The 18,818-nt window shown below is 61.5% G+C and carries 18 protein-coding genes and 2 pseudogenes; 13 read left to right on the top strand and 7 right to left on the bottom strand.

Going from position 1 to position 18,818, the window contains the following annotated elements; translation table 11 throughout:
- From B3H86_RS03630 to clpB, 4 genes and pseudogenes are all read left to right on the top strand, one after another.
- Positions 1–281 (top strand): annotated as a pseudogene (locus B3H86_RS03630) (TonB-dependent receptor); the annotation flags it as partial.
- Positions 282–308: 27 nt separating this feature from the next.
- Positions 309–467, top strand: a pseudogene (locus B3H86_RS13890) (TonB-dependent receptor plug domain-containing protein); the annotation flags it as partial.
- A gap of 54 nt (positions 468–521) precedes the next feature.
- Positions 522–2,234 (top strand): outer membrane beta-barrel family protein, encoded by a 1,713-nt coding sequence (locus tag B3H86_RS03625; protein WP_349679841.1) that lies wholly within the window; start codon positions 522–524, stop codon positions 2,232–2,234.
- A gap of 219 nt (positions 2,235–2,453) precedes the next feature.
- Entirely contained in the window at positions 2,454–5,042 is a 2,589-nt protein-coding gene (clpB, locus tag B3H86_RS03620) for an ATP-dependent chaperone ClpB (RefSeq protein WP_292051221.1), read from the top strand.
- Positions 5,043–5,076: 34 nt separating this feature from the next.
- Here the strand turns inward: clpB and B3H86_RS03615 are convergent, their stop codons facing one another.
- The gene (locus B3H86_RS03615) at positions 5,077–6,726 is read right to left on the bottom strand and encodes a P-loop ATPase, Sll1717 family (protein WP_292051219.1); all 1,650 of its coding nucleotides are present in this window, start codon (positions 6,724–6,726) and stop codon (positions 5,077–5,079) included.
- A gap of 251 nt (positions 6,727–6,977) precedes the next feature.
- On the opposite strand from B3H86_RS03615, the gene B3H86_RS03610 reads away from it, so the two are divergent.
- Positions 6,978–7,106, top strand: a complete 129-nt coding sequence (locus B3H86_RS03610; protein WP_292051217.1) for a hypothetical protein — start codon at positions 6,978–6,980, stop codon at positions 7,104–7,106.
- A gap of 395 nt (positions 7,107–7,501) precedes the next feature.
- On the opposite strand, the gene B3H86_RS03605 is transcribed toward B3H86_RS03610, so the two are convergent.
- Complete coding sequence (locus B3H86_RS03605) at positions 7,502–8,284, bottom strand: outer membrane beta-barrel protein (RefSeq protein ID WP_292051215.1); 783 nt, start codon at positions 8,282–8,284, stop codon at positions 7,502–7,504.
- Positions 8,285–8,626: 342 nt separating this feature from the next.
- Here B3H86_RS03605 and B3H86_RS03600 point away from each other — a divergent pair, with 342 nt between their 5' ends.
- A complete protein-coding gene (locus B3H86_RS03600) occupies positions 8,627–8,956 on the top strand; it encodes a hypothetical protein (RefSeq protein WP_292051213.1) in 330 nt (109 codons plus the stop codon).
- A gap of 35 nt (positions 8,957–8,991) precedes the next feature.
- Here B3H86_RS03600 and B3H86_RS03595 read toward each other — a convergent pair whose 3' ends face one another.
- Entirely contained in the window at positions 8,992–9,624 is a 633-nt protein-coding gene (locus tag B3H86_RS03595) for a TlpA family protein disulfide reductase (protein ID WP_292051212.1), read from the bottom strand.
- A 37-nt stretch (positions 9,625–9,661) separates the two neighbouring features.
- Here B3H86_RS03595 and argH point away from each other — a divergent pair, with 37 nt between their 5' ends.
- The 3 genes from argH to lysA are packed head-to-tail and all read left to right on the top strand — an operon-like array spanning position 9,662 to position 12,554.
- Positions 9,662–11,026 carry an argininosuccinate lyase gene (gene argH / locus B3H86_RS03590; protein ID WP_292051225.1) on the top strand — a complete coding sequence of 455 codons (1,365 nt, stop codon included), beginning with the start codon at positions 9,662–9,664 and terminating at the stop codon, positions 11,024–11,026.
- Positions 11,023–11,256 carry a hypothetical protein gene (locus B3H86_RS03585; protein ID WP_292051211.1) on the top strand — a complete coding sequence of 78 codons (234 nt, stop codon included), beginning with the start codon at positions 11,023–11,025 and terminating at the stop codon, positions 11,254–11,256. The genes argH and B3H86_RS03585 overlap by 4 nt, the downstream gene beginning before the upstream one ends.
- 23 nt (positions 11,257–11,279) lie before the next feature.
- Positions 11,280–12,554, top strand: coding sequence for a diaminopimelate decarboxylase (lysA, locus tag B3H86_RS03580; RefSeq protein ID WP_292051210.1), 1,275 nt, complete (start codon positions 11,280–11,282; stop codon positions 12,552–12,554).
- Between the two features lie 40 nt (positions 12,555–12,594).
- Here lysA and B3H86_RS03575 read toward each other — a convergent pair whose 3' ends face one another.
- Both B3H86_RS03575 and B3H86_RS03570 read right to left on the bottom strand, forming a co-directional pair.
- A complete protein-coding gene (locus B3H86_RS03575; protein WP_292051209.1) occupies positions 12,595–13,128 on the bottom strand; it encodes a phosphoribosyltransferase in 534 nt (177 codons plus the stop codon).
- A complete protein-coding gene (locus tag B3H86_RS03570; RefSeq protein ID WP_292051208.1) occupies positions 13,121–14,047 on the bottom strand; it encodes an MJ0042-type zinc finger domain-containing protein in 927 nt (308 codons plus the stop codon). Before B3H86_RS03570 ends, B3H86_RS03575 begins: the two co-directional genes overlap by 8 nt.
- A gap of 74 nt (positions 14,048–14,121) precedes the next feature.
- On the opposite strand from B3H86_RS03570, the gene B3H86_RS03565 reads away from it, so the two are divergent.
- Genes B3H86_RS03565 through B3H86_RS03550 form a run of 4 tightly spaced genes read left to right on the top strand, consistent with a single transcriptional unit; the run spans position 14,122 to position 17,151 of the window.
- Positions 14,122–14,862, top strand: a complete 741-nt coding sequence (locus B3H86_RS03565) for a cell division ATP-binding protein FtsE (protein WP_292051206.1) — start codon at positions 14,122–14,124, stop codon at positions 14,860–14,862.
- Positions 14,859–15,758: a cell division protein FtsX gene (locus B3H86_RS03560; RefSeq protein ID WP_292051205.1), complete on the top strand. Its 900-nt coding sequence runs from the start codon at positions 14,859–14,861 to the stop codon at positions 15,756–15,758. Before B3H86_RS03565 ends, B3H86_RS03560 begins: the two co-directional genes overlap by 4 nt.
- Positions 15,759–15,767: 9 nt before the next feature.
- Entirely contained in the window at positions 15,768–16,406 is a 639-nt protein-coding gene (locus B3H86_RS03555) for a YdcF family protein (RefSeq protein ID WP_292051204.1), read from the top strand.
- Positions 16,407–16,422: 16 nt separating this feature from the next.
- Entirely contained in the window at positions 16,423–17,151 is a 729-nt protein-coding gene (locus B3H86_RS03550; RefSeq protein ID WP_292051203.1) for a lysophospholipid acyltransferase family protein, read from the top strand.
- 71 nt (positions 17,152–17,222) lie between these two features.
- Here the strand turns inward: B3H86_RS03550 and hisC are convergent, their stop codons facing one another.
- Both hisC and B3H86_RS03540 read right to left on the bottom strand, forming a co-directional pair.
- Complete coding sequence (gene hisC, locus B3H86_RS03545) at positions 17,223–18,323, bottom strand: histidinol-phosphate transaminase (protein ID WP_292051202.1); 1,101 nt, start codon at positions 18,321–18,323, stop codon at positions 17,223–17,225.
- Positions 18,324–18,347: 24 nt separating this feature from the next.
- Positions 18,348–18,818: hypothetical protein (locus tag B3H86_RS03540; protein ID WP_292051201.1), on the bottom strand; the 471-nt coding region annotated here is incomplete at its 5' end.

The following is an 18,818-nucleotide window of genomic DNA, read 5'->3' as shown; positions in this document are numbered from 1 at the left end:
CTGGCCAGTCCGCCCCCGCCCGGACGGCGTCCGCCCAGCCGGCTCCGGCTCAATCGGCCGCGCCGCAGACTGCGCCGCAGGAAGAGCCGCAAGCCCGGAGCGGCGATGCCGATGCGGAACAGGACACCGCCCAGGATGAACCTGCACAGGTCGAAGAGGTTGTCGTCAGCGCCCGCACCGATGGCATCCGCACTTCGATCGACTCGATCAGCTACAGCCTGGCCAATGACCTGCAGGCGACGACAGGTTCGCTGGCAGATGCGCTTCGCAATGTCCCGTAGGTCGATGTCGACCCGCAGGGCAATGTCTCGCTGCGCGGCAACTCGGGTGTGACCATTCTGGTGGACGGTCGCCCGTCACCGATTTTCAGCGGTCAGAGTCGCGGACAGGCCGTTCTTCAACTTCCGGCTGACCAATATGCCCGCATCGAGGTGATGACCAATCCTTCGGCGGCCTATACCCCCGAGGGTGGCGGCGGCATCATCAACCTGATCACCAAGCCGACGGCCCCGCGTCCGGGTGTGCAGACAACCGGCTCGGTCCGCCTCAATGTGGGCGACAACGGCCGCTGGAATGCGGGCATCAGCGGTTCGCGCCAGAAGGACAGGCTGACGCTGGCGGGCGACCTCAGCTACCGCTACGACGCCAATGATTTCGAGTTTCCGACCACGCGCGAAAACCTGAACCCGGCGGGTCAGGTCATCAGCACCAATACGGTCTATCAGGAATCCGATACCAGCCAGCGCGGTGGTTTCGGTCGAGTCAGCGCAGAGTACAAGCTTACCGACCGCACGACTTTCAGTGCCGAACTGAGCGCGATGAAATTCGATATCGACCCGCGCAACACCAGCTTCTACGAAACCCGCGACGCCAACAATGTCCTGACCAATGCCTATCAGAGCCTCAATACGGGCGGCATGGAAATCGGCCATATGAACGCCACGGCGCGGGTGGTGCACCGCTTCAACGACCAGGGTCACGAGTGGTCGAACGAGCTGCGCTATGGCCGACAGGATTCCGAAAACGATTTCCTGTTGGAGACCACCTATACGACGCCGGTCGCGCCGGTAGTGTTCGAGCGTTTCAATACCGAGACCAAATCGACCATGATCGGTTTCACCAGCGCCTATGTCCTGCCGATGGGCGAGGACGAGCGTCTGCGTGCAGGCTATGAACTGACCCGTGTCGAGCCGGAAAACGACGTCCGCTTCCTGCGCGGCCCGTCGGCCAACAGCCTCGCGCCGGTCGCGGGACTGAGCAACCTGTTCGAGGGCACCCAGACCGTCCACGCCCTGTACACGACCTATGAGCGTGGCTTGACCGATAAGCTGTCGGTACAGGCCGGTCTTCGTCTGGAGCAGGCCGATATTGAAGTGAACGATCTGACCGGCGGCCTGAAGGCCGGCCAGGATTACTTCCGCGCCTATCCGACCGGCCACCTCCAGTACCAGCTGTCGGAAACCCAGACCCTTCGTGCCAGCTATTCGCGCCGCATCCAGCGTCCGCAGCTGACCCAGCTGAACCCATTCGTTTCCTACCAAAGCCCGCTTTACCGTTCATCGGGCAACCCGAACCTGCGCCCGCAGGAAACCGATGCGTTCGAAGCCATGTGGCAGGTCCGCAAGGGGCAGAACTTCTATCAGGCGACGCTCTACTACCGCGACACCGATAAGGCCTTCACCGAAGTCGCCACCCAGTTGGCTGACGGTGTGCTGCTGACCCGCCCTGAAAACCTTGGTGGCCGCACCGACACCGGTATCGAACTGACGGCTGCAGGCCGCCTGCACTCGACCCTGCGCTACAACGCCGCCATCAACGCCTTCCATCAGGAAATCGACGCGGGCGGTATTCCGGGCGGCAAGAACCGTTCCGGCGAGATGGTCTCGGGCCGTCTCAGCCTGAACTGGCAGCCGACCGCCAAGGACTTCGTCCAGCTGTCGGGCTTCTGGCAGGGTGAAAGCCTGCTGGCCCAGGGTACCCGCGAGGCGGGCGGTATGGTCAACCTCGGCTACCGCCGCAAGCTGACCGACAAGCTGTCGCTGAACGTCACGGGCCGCGACCTGTTCAACAGCATGAAGAACTCGACCCGTTACGAAACGGACCAGTTCCGCGAGTTCAACGAGCAGAACATCAACCTGCGGGCCTTCTATATCGGCCTCAGCTGGCAGCTGGGTTCCAGCCCGCGCCGCCAGCCGGAACAGTTCGACTTCTCGACCGGCCCGACCGGAGGCTAATTGAAGGCTGTTTTCCCAATGGGCCTCAAGTAGCGCGAAGCGCGATAGGCCCACTTTGAACGAGCGGGCCTCAAGTAGCGCGAAGCGCGATAGGCCCACTCAAAAACATCCAAAACCCTTGCGGAAAAACAACGGCTTTCCCAACTGAGATTGATCGGGGCCGCGTCGCTGCAGATGCGGGGCGCGGCCCTCCAATCCGCCTCTCAGGGGATGCCCAGAATGAACATCGAACAATATTCCGACCGCGCCAAACAGGCGATCCAGTCGGCCCAGTCGCTGGCCCTTGCCCGCCGCCACCAGCATTTCGTGCCCGAGCACCTGCTCAAGGTTCTGCTGGAAGAGCGCGATGGTCTGGCCCGCAACCTGATCACCCAGGCCGGTGGTGACGCCGCCAAGGCCGTCGCCGACATCGAAACCGCGCTGAAGAAGCGCCCGCAGGTCACGGGCGGCTCCGGCCAGCTTTATATGGATGGCGACACCGCCCGCGTGTTCGCCGCCGCCGAGGATGCCGCCAAGCAGTCCGGCGATGCCTTCGTGACGACCGAGCGCCTTCTGGCTGCCCTTGCCCGCGAGGGCGGCGTGGCGGCCAACATCCTGCGCGGCGTCGGCGTGACTCCTGACAAGATGGATGCCGCCATTGCCGACATGCGAAAGGGCAAGACCGCCGACAGCGCCTCGGCTGAAGACGGCTATGACGCCCTCAAACGCTATGCCCGCGACCTGACGCTGGCCGCCGCCGACGGCAAGGTCGATCCGGTCATCGGCCGTGACGAGGAAATCCGCCGCACCATTCAGGTGCTGGCCCGCCGCACTAAGAACAACCCCGTGCTGATCGGTGAACCCGGCGTGGGCAAGACCGCCATCGTCGAGGGTCTGGCCCTGCGCATCGTCAACGGCGACGTGCCCGAAAGCCTGAAGGACAAAAAGGTGCTGGCGCTCGACATGGGCGCGTTGATCGCCGGTGCCAAATACCGTGGCGAGTTCGAGGAACGCCTGAAGGCGGTCCTCAACGAGGTCGCCGCCGCCGAAGGCCAGATCGTTCTCTTTATCGACGAGATGCACACCCTTGTCGGTGCCGGCAAATCCGACGGCGCGATGGATGCGTCCAACCTGCTGAAACCGGCTCTGGCCCGTGGCGAGCTGCATTGCGTCGGCGCGACCACTCTGGATGAGTACCGCAAATACATCGAAAAGGACGCCGCCCTTGCCCGCCGCTTCCAGCCGGTCATGGTCGAGGAGCCGACGGTCGAGGACACCGTCTCCATCCTGCGCGGCCTGAAAGAGAAGTACGAGGTCCACCACGGCGTCCGTATTTCGGACAGCGCCATCGTGGCCGCCGCGACCTTGTCGAACCGCTACATCACCGACCGCTTCCTGCCGGACAAGGCCATCGACCTTGTCGACGAGGCCGCCAGCCGCGTCCGCATGGCCGTGGACTCCAAGCCCGAGGCTCTGGACGAGATCGACCGCCGCCTCGTCCAGCTGAAGATCGAGCGCGAAGCCCTCAAAAAGGAGGACGACGACGCCTCGCGCCTGCGCCTCGAAAAACTCGAGGACGAGATCGCCGATCTGGAAGCCCAGTCCGAGGACATGACCGCCCAATGGCGCGCCGCCAAGGACAAGGTCGGCCAGTCGGCCCAACTGCGCGAAACGCTGGATCGCCTGCGTCTGGAACTGACCAATGCCCAGCGTTCGGGCGACCTCGCTCGCGCGTCCGAGATCGCCTACGGCCAGATCCCGCAACTGGAACGCCAGTTGGAAGAGGCTCAGGCCAATGAGGAAGAAAAGGCCTCGAACCTCGCCGCCGAGGTGGTCGATGCCGAACAGATCGCCGCCGTTGTCTCCCGCTGGACGGGCGTTCCGGTGGACAAGATGCTGGAAGGCGAGCGCGAGAAACTGCTCTCGATGGAGGACGCCCTGCGCGCCCGCGTCGTGGGTCAGGACGATGCGCTGGAGGCCGTCTCCGACGCCGTACGCCGTGCGCGTGCGGGCCTGAACGACCCGAACAAGCCGATCGGCTCCTTCCTCTTCCTTGGCCCGACGGGCGTGGGCAAGACCGAGCTGACCAAGGCTCTGGCCGAGTTCCTGTTCGACGACGACAGCGCCATCACCCGCATCGACATGTCCGAATACATGGAGAAACACTCGGTCAGCCGCCTGATCGGCGCCCCTCCGGGCTATGTCGGCTACGACGAGGGCGGTGCCCTGACCGAGGCCGTGCGCCGCCGCCCCTATCAGGTCGTCCTGTTCGACGAGGTCGAAAAGGCCCACCCGGACGTCTTCAACATCCTGCTTCAGGTGCTGGACGACGGTCGCCTGACCGACGGTCAGGGCCGCACCATCGACTTCAAGAACACCCTCATCATCATGACCTCCAACATGGGGTCGGAGTTCCTCGCCGGTCAGGCCGAGGGCGATGACGTCGAGGCCGTGCGCGAGCCGGTGATGGAGGTGGTCCGCAGCCATTTCCGGCCAGAGTTCCTGAACCGGATCGACGAGATCATCCTGTTCAAACGCCTTGGTCGCGAACAGATGGGCGGCATCGTCCGCATCCAGCTGAAACGGCTTGAGGCTTTGATGGCCGAGCGCCGCTTGACGCTCGCCCTGGACGACAGCGCCCTCAACTGGCTTGCCGACAAGGGCTACGACCCCGTCTACGGCGCCCGCCCGTTGAAACGCGTCATCCAGAAACAACTGGTCGACCCGATGGCCCGCAAACTGCTGGCCGGAGAGTTCACCGACGGCTCGGTGGTCCACGTCTCGGCCAGCGAAGACGGCCTCCAAATCGGCAAACCCCAAGTCCACTAACAAGAAAGGGCGGCTCTCAGAGCCGCCCTTTCATTCAGGGCTGGATTTCGCTGTCGAACTCTTTTGTGTTTATGGACAATTTTCGCCAGAGCATGGGGTGAGGATATATAGTTGTGTCCTCGGATATGTCTTCTCTGCTGATATAAACACTATCAATATGAGACCAGTTTAGCTTGCTTTCTGGTTTTAATTTTAGTCCAACTATTCCTGTCCGGTATAAACAATATACAAGTTCTATCTTAAACTTATTAATATCACTTCGCTTGAAATTTCCGGAGCTTGGTATCTTGGATGCTAACCGATCTTGATCGTGTTTATCATTGGTAGCAAGCTCAAGCATAATCATTTCAATATCATCTTTGGTTATTTGTGATAGTGAAAACTTTCTTGGCCTTCCGTGCAGAATTTTGCTAGATTCTCCAAGGAGTGGGAAATGTGATAGCCATTCGTCGCGTAATGCATTGAATCTATCGTAGCTGTATGGCTCTTCTGCCTTTTTTATATTTGATATAGATATTCTGTCGGAGCCCACCGATTGAACTATGCATTCATTCACGTAAGCGATTATATCGCGCGGTCTGTGTAGAGTTCTTTGAACTAGGTAGGAAAATGAATCGCTTTGATTTATTTTTTCAGGAAAAACCTCGCTAAATCCAATATTAGAATTTGAATATTGTCTTCTTATGGACTCGCTTAGTCTTCTGTTTACTATTTCTTTTAGCTCGCCTGGAAGCCACATTAGCTTGCAAATATTGCCCTTGTACTTTTCTTCCTGAAATCCCTCGTCTCTAGTTGTTTCGAATACTCGTTCAAGAAGGTCGGTTCTTATTGAGATAACAATTTTTACGTTAGAAATTTTTCTAAATTTTTTACATGTTTCTATTAGAGCGCGTATCAGCCAAAGTTTTGTATCTCCGAATGAAAAATTAAGGTCCAAATCATCTATCAGGACGTAATATTGTTTTTTAGGGTCTGTAAATACATCGGCATCAAGCCAATCTATAACCTCACTCAATTGTTGAAGTTTTACATTATCGACCACTTTCTGAGCTCGATAAGCAAACTGTTTGGTTTGTTCTTCGCTGTAGGTCGTAGATCCTTGTGTTCCTAGTATAATTGTATCGTCTATACCTGCGCCAGCTTTCAGTTCTTTTTCAAATTTTGTTGTAACCTGACTGATGCGTTCGTCTGTTTCCATCCAAAATTCAGAGCCGAAAGACTGCATATACTCGATTGCTCTTTTTCGTTTCGCTGAGAAACCTGTAGCAATCTTTTGATAAAAGCTTTTAGTTTTTGCTTCGTCGTCTAGGCCAAAAAACTTTTTAATTAACTCGGAAGCGATGACATGGCGCCACAGCATTTGATAAAATAGATCTAGTTTAACTCCGTTTTTCTCGAAGAAATTAATAATATCGGAGTTCGAAATGTACTGCAGGGATAGCTCTGCAGGATCTATTTTTACGACATAATCTTTCTGCTTTTCTATGCACCTTAGGATCGCTGTTTTTCCGGTTCCTGTTCGACCTAGTAGCAAAAACTTAGGAGAAGAAACGGATGACATTTCCGCATATGCGTAGTTCTCAAAAAACGCCGGAAAGAGGAATTCATCATCATCTTCTGCAGCGGGTTGACCAATCGTAAGGCCTTGGCGCAGCTGGATAGGGTTTTTCGCTTTTGGTGTCATACGACAACAAATTAATAGCAAAGCTGATTCGTCAACCGATGATATTCAAATGTTGGTCCGGATCATGCTTAGCCTTTTGCTTTGCCTATAAATATCTGAAAAATAATAACCCTGTATACGTAGGATATATTTCTGCTCGCCCTACCTAGTCCCTCCCGCATAATCCCCGCGTCCCGTCGCAGGGGAGGGCTCGCTCGGCCGGCGATCCGATGCGGCGGCGGGAGCGAGAAGAGCGGGGGTCACGCACACGCATGACGCCGGTGGAGCCTGTCGGTGCGCTGCACTTGGACGAAGAGGCTTCGGCAAGGGTCGGGGTGGATACCCGGACCGTTCCGGTTCTGGTCGTCGGCCAGAACTGCCCGCCACGGGCGCTGGGGTAAACGCCAACAACGGTGCATGCCCCAAGCTCATTTATACGGCGTGGAGCGTCGGCCTCAGGCCGCGTCGGGTCGGGAGGTCCCGTAGGGCCGACAACCGCGGCCCCAGCAAAAAGCCGAAACGGTAAACCCATCTTTTTTCCGGACGTCATTCCGGTGCCTCGCCCAGCCTTCCCGTCACCGCCCGCGCTCGCGTGGGGCGGCTATTCGGCCATGAAAAAACGGAGGTGCGGACTTGCCGCACCTCCGTCTCGGTCGATCACAAACAAGGGGCGTAACGGTCGTTCGTCACGCTCTTTCGGGGTGGTGCACAGGGACCCGGAGAACGTCCCTGCTGATCCTGTCGTGCGCCTTGGCGTGGGGCAATGTCCGACACAGCGACAGGATTTTCCTCCCGCCTAGAACGCGAACCGTGCACGTACCGTCAAAGGCATGTACGTGCGCTCGCCCACATTGTTGATCGACGCGAGCCCGAGACCACCAATGGCGCTGTCGTCATCTTCCAGCTTGGTGATGTGTCGGATACCGGTCTCGGCCTGCAGGGTCACCATGTCGCTGACGGCATAGGACAGACCCACATCAATGCCCACGGTGAAACTGGTGGAGCTGTCATAGAAGGGGGCATCGGCAATGGTGATGCCGCCATCCGGAATCTCGAAGGTGGCGGTGATCTTGTCGGTGAACACAGCGCCGACGCGGCCCGCGAGATAGGGCTTCAGGGGGCCGTCGCCGAAATACTGGCGATAACCGGCCTCGACGGCCCAGGCCTCATAGTCGCTGAAGGTACCGAAGACGGGCAGGGTGGTGTCCAGGGCCGGAACGAATGCGCCGCCCACCTGAACCTTGCCCTCGTCGGCCTTCATGTAACGGATGGAGCCGAAGGCTTCGCCATTGTTCATCATGCCATAGGCGAACTCGGCACCGATGTTCATGCCTTCGCCATAGATTTCGTCAAAGGTGCGCGGCTGGATGCGCAGTTCTGCATCGACGCCCGCCAGTGCCGGATTCAGCGGACCGAGGTCCGGCACGAGCGCCGTGGCACCGCCATGCACATCACCGCCGACCTGGAAGTCGGCACCGGCTTCGATGCTGACGGTCCATTTGCCCGGTGCGGTCTGGGCTTGCGCAGCACCGGCGAAGGCGAGCGTGGCTGCCGAAGTGATCAAAAGGGTTCTGAACATGCAATCATCCTGTGAATGCTTTGAGGACAGGGTTGGACGCGACGAACCACAGCGCGCACCGGCCCGCTCCGTGATCCCCATCGCCCCTGACGAAGCGGCCGACGTCTCGCCAGCCTCGTCCAGAAGAGGTCGGCAAGCTGCCAACCGCATAGTCTACGCCCGCTATCCGCAACCGGATGACTTGCAGTTCAAAAATAATGTTCAGGTTGTGTGATAATCTGTCCGTGCCCTGAAACAGGGAAAGGCTTCGGAGCCTGTGAAATCGCTTTGCAACCCGCAGTTCACGAACGCGTTATCATCGCGGCCCGGTTTGAGGGCTGATCTCACGAAGGGGGAAATCCCATGCGTATTCGTTCGATGACTGTTGCTGCCGCTGCCGTTCTGGCTCTGGGCGCTGCCGCCTGCACCCAAGCCGAGCAAAACCAGGCTTCGGCTTCTGCCGATGCAGCCGCAGCCGATGCCGCTTCTGCGCTCGACCACGCCGGTGATGTTGCTGCAACTGCCGTAGACAGCGCCGCCGATGCAACCCAGGCCGCTGCTTCAGACGCTGCCGTCGCCACCTCCGACGCGGCTGACAAGGCCGGTGCGGCTATCAAGGACGGTGCCATTACCGCCGCTGAAAAGACCGAGCAGGCCGCCGCTGACGCCCGCGCCAAGCTGGAAGGCAACTAAGCCTTATCTGGCTTGGAGAATTTCGGGGGCCGTCCTTACGGGGCGGCCCCTTTTTCGTTGAGCAAGGCCTCGATCAGGGCAATCGCCTCTGCCCCGTTCCAATCCGCCTCTCCGACCATGACAGCGCGGACCTTGCTCTCGCGGTCCAGCAGGACGGTCTGCGGCATGGCCCCTTTTCCGGGGAAGTCAAAGGCCATGCGGAATTTGGGATCCGCATAATAGGCCAGAGGCGGGTGCTCGGCGATGAAGGCTTTTGCCGCCGCCTGCGCACGGTCGGTGTCCATGCTGATGACCACGACATCGAAGTCCTCGCGGTCCTCGTAACGTTTGGCCAGAGCGGCCAGGGTCGGCATCTCGATCTTGCATGGCGCGCACCACGTCGCCCACAGGTTCACCACCGTGACCTTACCGGCGAAATCGGTGAAATGAAGCGTCTCTCCATCGCTATCCACGAAGGGCAGGGCCGGTGCGGGCGCGGGCTCGGGCAGGATGAGAGAGCTGAATTGGCCGGTGGCGTACGGTTTCAGCAGGGAACTTTCGGCCAAAGCGGCATCAGAACCTTTGCTCCGGTCGCCTGCTTTGACGTATAGCAGCCAAGCGCCCGCGATCCCGATGATCAGGGCCACGATCACAACTCCGATCGCCATAGTCCGTTTAGAGCCGCTCATGTCCGATACGTCTTCCGCCAAGCCTCAAAGCCAGTCGATGTGGGGTGGCCGCTTCAGCGCCAAGCCCGCTGACATCATGCAGGCTATTAATGTTTCCATAGGTGTAGACAAACGGCTTTGGGCGCAAGACCTTGCTGGTTCTCGAGCACATTGTCGCATGCTGGCCAAGCAGGGCATCATCCAGCAGGCCGACGCCGACGCCATTCTGGGCGGTCTGGATGTGATCGAGGGCGAGATCAAGGACGGCACCTTCCCGTTCCGCGATGCCTATGAAGACATCCACATGAACGTCGAGGCGCGCCTGTCGGAGCTGATCGGCGAGCCGTCGGGCCGTCTGCACACCGCCCGCTCGCGCAACGACCAGGTGGCGACCGACTTCCGCCTGTGGGTCCGTGATGCCGCCGACCGCACCATCGAACAACTGAAAGACCTTCAACGCGCCCTGCTGGACCGTGCCGAACAGCACGCGGGCGACCTGATGCCGGGCTTCACCCACCTTCAGACCGCACAGCCGGTCACGCTGGGCCACCACCTGATGGCCTATGTCGAGATGTTCGGCCGCGATGCCTCGCGCTTTGCCGACGCCCGCAAGCGCATGAACGAAAACCCGCTGGGGGCCGCGGCCCTGGCCGGATCGCCGTTCCCGATCGACCGTCATGCCACGGCCGAGGCCCTCGGCTTCGACCGTCCGATGGGCAACTCGCTCGATGCCGTTTCTGACCGTGACTTCGCGCTGGAAAGCCTTGCCGCCGCATCGATCGCCGCAGGCCACCTGTCGCGTCTGGCCGAAGAGATCGTGGTGTGGATGACGCCGATGTTCGGCTTCATCACCCTGCCGGACGATCTGACGACCGGCTCGTCGATCATGCCGCAAAAGCGCAACCCCGACGCCGCCGAACTGGTCCGCGCCAAGACGGGCCGCATCAACGGCGCCCTGATCGCCCTGACGACCGTCATGAAGGGCCTGCCGCTGGCCTATTCGAAAGACATGCAGGAAGACAAGCCGCCGGTGTTCGAAGCTTTTGATGCCCTCGATCTGGCCATCACCTCCATGACCGCCATGATCAGCGCCTTCCGTCCGAACACCGAGAAGATGGCCGCCGCCGCCGGTGCCGGTTTCTCGACCGCGACCGACCTTGCCGACTGGCTGGTGCGCGAACTGACCCTGCCGTTCCGCCAAGCCCACCACGTCACCGGTGCCGCCGTGAAGCGTGCCGAGCAGCTGGGCCTTGATCTAGGCCAACTGTCGATTGAAGAACTGAAGTCTCTGGACGAGCGCATCCATGAGGGTGTCTATGCTGTCTTGACCCCGCAGGCCTCCTGCTCCAGCCGCCAGTCCTATGGCGGCACGGCACCGGATCAGGTCCGCGCCCGTATCGCCGACTGGAGACAACGCCTGTGACTGCCAAACTGTCTGTGAAAAAGAGCCTGATCCTCGGTGCGGCTGCACTGGCCGCCGTGACCATCTCGGCGTGCGGCAAGATGGCGGATCTGGAAGCGCCGGGTGCGCGTCCGACCAACAACTCGCGTTGGACCGACCGCAACCGCGATCCGGCCACAGTCGCTGGCCCTTCGAGCCAGAACCCGATCGAGGGCGTCTCTGACCCGACGGGCCGTCGCCCGTACCAGTAACTTCAGCCACCTGAGGGGGCGGCGTGCATTATTTCGAGATCAAAGATGGCGTCCTCCATGCCGAGGGCGTCAATCTGGAAACTGTGGCCGAACAGGTGGGCACGCCCACCTATGTCTATTCCGCCGCCACCCTGCGCCGCCACTATGGCCTGATGCGCGAAGCCTGCGACGCCCATAGGGACGCGCTGGGCGACGCCCTGATCGCCTTTGCGGTCAAGGCCAACTCCAACCTCTCGGTGCTCAAGGTTCTGGGCAGCATGGGCTGCGGTGCCGATACGGTGTCGGAGGGCGAGATCCGCCGCGCGCTGAAGGCAGGCATTCCGGCGTCCAAAATCATCTTCTCGGGTGTGGGCAAGACCGACAGCGAGCTGGCCTTTGCCATCCGCGAGGGCGTGCGCCAGATCAATGTCGAAAGCTCAACCGAGCTGGAGCGTCTGATCAAGGTGGCGCAAGGCCTTGGTGCCAAGCCCGATATCGCCATCCGCGTAAACCCCAAGATCGGCGCGGGCGGCCACGCCAAGATCACCACGGGCGGCGCGGGCGACAAGTTCGGCGTTCCGGTTGAAGAGGCCCTTGACCTCTATGCGGTGGCGTCAGGCTCGGAGCATGTGAATCCGGTCGGTCTGGCCTGCCATATCGGCAGCCAGATCACCGACATGACGCCGCTGGAAAACGCGTTCCGGGTCATACGCGGTATGACCGAGACCCTGCGCGAACGCGGTATGACCGTGACCCGTCTTGATCTGGGCGGTGGTCTGGGCGTTCCCTATTACGGTGAGACCGATACCCCGCCGCCGTCTGCCTATATCACTATGGTGGCTGGTGTACTGGATGGCCTTGGGGTCGAGGCCGCGTTCGAGCCGGGGCGCCTGATGGCGGCTAATGCGGGCGTGCTGCTCAGCCGCGTGGTGCATGTGAACGAGCGTACTGACGGTCGCCGCTTCCTGGTGCTGGATGCGGCCATGAACGACCTGATGCGTCCGGCCCTTTATGACGCCTTCCATGACGTGAAGCCCGTCCGTCCGGTAGAGGGCGCGTCCCTGCCGCACGACATTGTGGGACCTGTCTGCGAGACGGGCGACACCTTTGCCCGCGACCGCGAGCTGGCCCCGCTGAAGGCCGGTGATCTGGTGGTCTTCATGTCCGCCGGTGCCTATGGCGCGGTGATGGGCAGCGAATACAACACCCGCCCGATGGCTGCCGAGGTTCTGGTCGATGATGACAAGTGGGCGGTGATCAAACCCCGCCCGACCTATGACGACATCTTCGCCAGAGAACCGATCGCCGACTGGCTGTAAGACCTAAGAAAAAGGCCCCTCGATCGAGGGGCCTTTTGTCTTAGTCGAGGGCGCAGATGTCGGGCAGGCCACGCATGCCGCCCTGATGGTCCAGTCCATAGCCGACAAGGAAGCGTGCGGGCGCTTCCCAACCCACAAAGTCCGGCTCCATCCGTTCATGCGCGCAGGGCTTGCGGGCGAAGACACAGGTCAGAACGCGGGCGGCACCGGCCTCCTTGGTGATGCGCACGGCCTCGGCCAGCGAAAGGCCGCTGTCCAGCACGTCATCGATCAGCAGAACGGTTTTGCCTTCCATCGAGCGCTGGAAAGGCGCGCGGACCGTGACCTTGCCACGGCTCTGTTGCTCGTCGCCGTAGGACGACATCCACACCGCGTCGAACTTCACATTGCGGCCTTCGCGATACAGGGCGCGTGTCAGGTCCGATCCGAACCACAGTCCTCCCGTCAGCAGGACCGCCGCGACTGTATCGTCATCGATGAGCGGCGCGATCTTGCGGGCCAGTTCGGCGTTGATACGGTCGATCTCGCTTTGGGCCAGAAGGACGGTGGGCGTGTGCGGGGGAGTGTCAGCCATGCCCAGCCGATACCCCGTCCGCATGTCCTGTGTCGAGATCAGTTCGACCAATGGGCTGGGTGGGGGTCAGCTGGCTGATTCGGCGAAGCCCGTCCTGACCGCCATCGGCTTGCTTGGTGGCGGCGGCCTTGGCGGGGGCCGGCTCGGGTTCGGCGGCTTTTGCCGGTGCTGTCCGGGACGGAGCCTTGGCGGCCGGTTGCGGATCGGGCGACTGTGGCAGTTCGTCCTCACGAACGAAGCTCAGCGTGGCTTCGGCAAAGCGGCCGTCGTCATTGGGCATGATCGCGGCAAAACCCTCAACCTTGCCGGGCAGAACAGGGGCCGCGTCCACACGGATGATGCGATGGCTGATCTCACGCCCCGTGGCATCCAGAACGCCGACGCGGATCGGCGGAATGACGATCTCTTTGTTGCGGATGTTGCGCACCGCGCCTGAAACATAGACGCGGCTCACATCATTGCGCGCGAAACCGGTGGATACGGCTTCGAACTCCAGTCCGAACGGGTTGGTCGTAATGCCGACGGCCTTATAGGCGCTGGCCAGTTTGGGGGCGCGGGCGACAATGCTGTCGCGGTATAGATAGGCCAGCAGCAGGCCGACCAGCACCATCACCGCGGTCAGGCCCCAGGCCAGTCCCTGACGAATGGCCTGTTGGGTGCGGCGCTTCTGTTCGGCGCGGGCGCGGAAAGCCTGCGGAAGGGCCTGCGGGATCTCAACCTCGTCGATGGGCGTTTCGGCCGGCTGCACCGTGCCCGGTGCGGTCGCGGCGGCGACTTCACCAAGGTCCAGCGGGGCATCGTCACTGGTCGCGCGCCAGTCATTGCCGCAGGATTTGCAGCGCACACGACGACCGGCTGCCGGAATGGCAGTGTCAGGAACAAAATAGCTGGTGGCACATGCCGGACAGGTCAGTATCATAGGCGGCGGCTAAGAGGCGTTTGGCCCCCTCCTGTCGAGGGCGCACTCGCCCCGGTCCAAAATGAAAACACCCTATGCCAGATCAAGAACGTCGCCCCAGCGCGCCAGACAAAGAGACCGATATCGTGCGCCTCAGAAATCTGGGGTTCGGCTATTCGGGCCGACCTTCGGTTCTGCGCGACGTTAACCTTATTCTGCCTCACGGCTCTTTCCATTTCCTTACCGGACCGTCAGGTGCGGGCAAGTCTACATTGCTGCGCCTGTTAACGCTGGACGAGCGTCCGATTTCAGGCCGTATCGGGCTTTTCGGGCAGGACGTGACCCATATTCCGCGCACCGCCATTCCTTCGCTGCGCCGACGTATCGGTATGGTGTTCCAGGATTTTCGGCTGCTGGATCATTTGTCGGCCTTCGACAATGTGGCGCTGCCGTTGAGATTGAATGGCGAGAAGCCGCGCGAATATGCGCAGGATGTCGCTGAAATGCTGCGCTGGGTTGGTCTGGGCGGGCGCTTCGACGCCTTGCCGCCATCGCTTTCGGGCGGCGAGAAGCAGCGTCTGGCGATTGCCCGTGCGGTCATTACCCGTCCGCGTCTGATTCTGGCGGACGAGCCGACCGGCAGTGTGGATCGGGATATGGGGGAAAAGCTGATGCGGCTCTTCCTGTCGCTCAACAAGCTCGGGGCTACGGTGCTGATCGCCACGCACGATGATGAAATGGCCGGCCGTTACGGTGCGGGCCGTCTGCATCTCGAAAACGGACAGCTGCATCAGGTGCAGCCGCAATCCGCCTTCTCGACCGGAAACGTCGCATGACCGACGCGCAAACCGTGATCCGCAAGCCCTTGCCGGTGCCCGGTTCCCTGTTGCCGCAGGAGCGGACGGGTGAGCGCTGGCTGGCCGCCGTGATCGCCGTCCTGTGCTTTATCGCCACCCTGGCGGCGATTGGTGCCCTGGCCGCAGATCGTGCGGCGCATGGCTGGGCCCGAGAGCTGCGCGGCGAGGCGACGGTTCAGGTGCGCCCCCGCGTCGACGAAACCGGGCCGACCGCCGCCAGCCGTGCCGCCGAAGCCCTGTCGGGCGTGAAGGGCGTGGAAGAGGCCTATGCCCTGGATCGCAAGGCATCCGAGCGTTTGTTGGCCCCGTGGGTCGGGGAGGCCGTTCTGCCGGATCTGCCCTTGCCCTATCTGGTCGTGGTGCGCCTCGATCCCGAAGCGCCCGCCAGCGCGCCCACGCTCAGTCGCGCACTGGCCGAAGCGGGGCTGGATGCATCGGTGGATGACCACAGTCTGTGGCGCGGCGAAGTGGAACGGGCCGCCGGTGTGGTCAGCATTCTGGCTATTGCCGCCTTTGTGCTGATCGCAGGGGCGACCGCGGCGGTCATTGCCTATGCCACCCGTACGGGTATGTCGGCACAGGCGGATGTCATTGAAACGCTCAGCCTGAACGGTGCGTCCGACCGTACCGTCGCAGGGCTTTATCAGGCCCAGTTCGGAAAGCTGGCCCTTTTGGCCGGTGCCGCGGGTGCGGTCATTGCCGGACTGGCTATGGCGGTCCTTCGCATGGTGGGCGGAGAAGCCGGGGTCACGGCTGCCTTGCCCGTGCGTTTTCTGGATTTGGTGGCGATTATGGTCTGCCCGCTGTTGGCCGCCGTCACCGCTGTTCTGGCCGCGCGCTTTACGGCTCTGGCGAAGCTCGCGGGCCGTGGGTAAGTAGGCTTCATGAAGTTCCTCACCCTCATCGCCGCCATTGTCCTGATGTGGATTGTCGGCCTGTTCGTTTTCGCGGACAGGGTGCAGGACTTTACCCCTGCCTCCGAGCCTGAACGTGCGGATGCCATCGTATCCCTGACCGGCCCCTCGTCGGAACGGGTCAATGCGGCCATCCGGTTGCTGGAACTGGACAAGGGCGAGCGACTGCTGATCTCGGGCGTGAACCGCGATGTACGCCGTGGGGAGCTGCGCGCTCTGACGCCGGGTTCCAGCAAATTGTTCAACTGCTGTGTCGATCTGGGTTTCGAGGCCGAGAACACCGTCGGCAACGCCAGCGAGATCGCCGAGTGGGCCCGCAAGAACGATTACAAGCGCCTGATCGTGGTGACGTCCGATTACCACATGGCCCGAAGCCTGCTCGAAATCCGCAGTGCCTTGCCGGGGGTCGTGTTGGTGCCCTATGCGGTCTCCACACCGACACTGGCTAGACCGGACTGGTATCGCAAAGAACAGCCGGCGCGGCGTATGACTTTGGAATATATGAAATATCTGGCTGTTCTGGGCCGCGAGGCCTGGCACCGCCTGCGGGGCTTTCATCCCGAGCGCCCGATGAGTGCGCCGACCGCTGCCCCTGTTGAAGCTCCTTAAGGCTCCGAGAGACCTGATGAATCTTATCCGCTCCCTGCTGTTTTCGGTATGGCTCTATCTGTCGATGCCGCTTTGTGCTGTCGGCCTGTCGCCGGCTTTGTTGATGAAGCACGACGCGGCAATGGGGGTGATCCGCATCTGGGCGCGTATCGTTCTGTTCGGCCTGCGCTGGATCGCGGGCATTCAGGTCGAGGTTCGCGGGCTTGAGCATCGCCCGACCGGCCCCGGTCTGGTAGCGGCCAAACACCAGAGCATGCTGGATGTGGTGGTGCCGTTCACGGTTCTGGATGACCCCTGCTTCGTACTGAAAAAAGAGCTGATGTCGCTGCCCTTCTTCGGCTGGTTCTGCTGGAAGACGAAGATGATCCCCGTGGACCGCGAGGCCCATGCCAAGGCGCTCAAGGACATGGTCAAGAATACCCGCGATCGTCTGGCAGACGGTCGCCAGATCATGATCTTCCCCGAAGGAACCCGCACCCAGCCGGGCGCGGCGGGCGAATACAAGCCGGGTGTTGCGGCCATTTATCGTGATGTGGATGCGACCTGCTATCTGATCGCGACCAACTCGGGCGAGCACTGGCCTGCCAAGGGGGCCACCGGATTCAAACCTGGCAAGGTGGTGTTCGAATTCCTGCCGCCGATCGAAGCCGGTCTGAAGCGCGGCGAGTTCATGAAGCGGATGGAAGCCTCGATCGAGACGGCATCGACCGCCCTGCTGACGTCGCAGCCTGCGTTCACGAACTAAGGGCTAAAGGACAATAAAAAACGCCGCGCTCTGTCAAAGAGCGCGGCGTTTCTTTTGTTCCTGTCCGCAGATTAGCGGGCGGCGAACTCGCTGAGCGCGTCGGCCACGGCGCGGTTCTGGTCTGCCGTACCGATGGTGATACGCAGGCCCTGCGGCAGGCCATAGCCGCCGACGCCGCGCACGATAATGCCCTTCCGGTTCAGCCATTCGCTGGCGGCATTGGCTTCGGCAGCGTCCTTGAACAGGACGAGGATGAAGTTGCCCGCCGACGGCAGGACCTCATAGCCAAAGCCCTTGATGACCTGCGTCAGGCGCGGGCGCCATTCCAGCACCAGATCGCGCGAGGCCTGTTGGTGCTCCTCGTCGTTCACGGCAGCCACGGCGGCGGCGATACCCGGCACCGAGACGTTGAACGGCAGGCGGATACGGTCCATCGCCGCCATCACCTCGGCCGGACAATAGCCGAAACCGATCCGCAGGCCGCCAAGGCCGTGGATCTTTGAGAAGGTGCGGGTGACGACAATGTTGTGGGCCGTGCGGGCCAGCTCGAATGCGCTCTCGTATTCCGGCTCTACGACATATTCGGCATAGGCCTCGTCAACCACCAGCAGGATGTGCGGCGGCAGGGCGGCGTGCAGGCGACGGATTTCCTCGGCGGTGTTCCAGCTGCCGGTCGGGTTCGACGGGTTGGAGACGTAGACGATCTTGGTGCGCTCATCGACCTGCTCCAGCAGGGCGTCGACCTCGGCCTTGTAGCCGGGTTCCGGGGCCAGCTTGACCTCGGCCTCGCAACCCAGCGCCGAGATGCGATAGGCGAGGAAGCCGTATTGTCCGGTGACGATATTGTCGCCCGCCGTCAGATAGGTCTGGTTCAACAGGGCGAACACTTCGTCCGAACCATTGCCGAAGATCAGGCGATCTTCTTCCAGACCATGTTTGGCGGCCACGGCGGCGCGCAGCCTGTCGGCGCGGCCATCGGGATAGATGTGGATCTTGTCCAGAACCGAGGCGAAGGCCTCGCGGGCCTTGGGGCCTGCGCCCAGCGGGTTCTCGTTCGAGGACAGCTTCATCGGTTCGGCGATGCCGTCCAGAGCACCCTTGCCGCCTACATAGGGGGCGATGTCCAGAATGCCCGGCTTGGGCGTGGGCGCATTGGCGCGTGGGTCGGTCATGACGCTTCCTCGAATTTTTATCGGTCAGAATATGGGTGCGGCACCGATGATGCCTTGCAACTGTCCGGGAGCGCCTTCCAGCCTCCCGTCCTCGGCCTGCACATAGCCACCGAGAGCGAACAGCATCAAGCCGCCCGCTTCGGCCATCAGGCTGGCGGCCAGCCCGTTGTTGGACATGTGGGCGATGATTTCAAAGTCCGGCAGCGGGCTGTCGGTTATCCAGAAGGTACGGTCATCGCCCGTCGGCCCGCTGGTTTCGCTCGACACCATAAAGGCGCGGGGCCGGGCATGGGCATCATCCGGCAGGGCCCCGATCACCTTCAGCGCCGGATCGGCCAGAAGCTTGGCCCACCACGGACGGTTGCCGAAATCGATCAGGGCGCGGGCACCGGAGCGCGCCGCCGCCAAAGCCTGATCGGTGTCGGGCATGGGGCGCGCAAACGGCCCCCAGCGGTCGGCGGCCAAAAGCTGGGAAATCCCGCCACAGGCGACGAT

Origin of the sequence: Brevundimonas sp. UBA5866, assembly GCF_002432125.1 — a bacterium.
GTDB lineage: Bacteria > Pseudomonadota > Alphaproteobacteria > Caulobacterales > Caulobacteraceae > Brevundimonas.
This window is presented reverse-complemented; position numbering and strand designations above follow the sequence as displayed.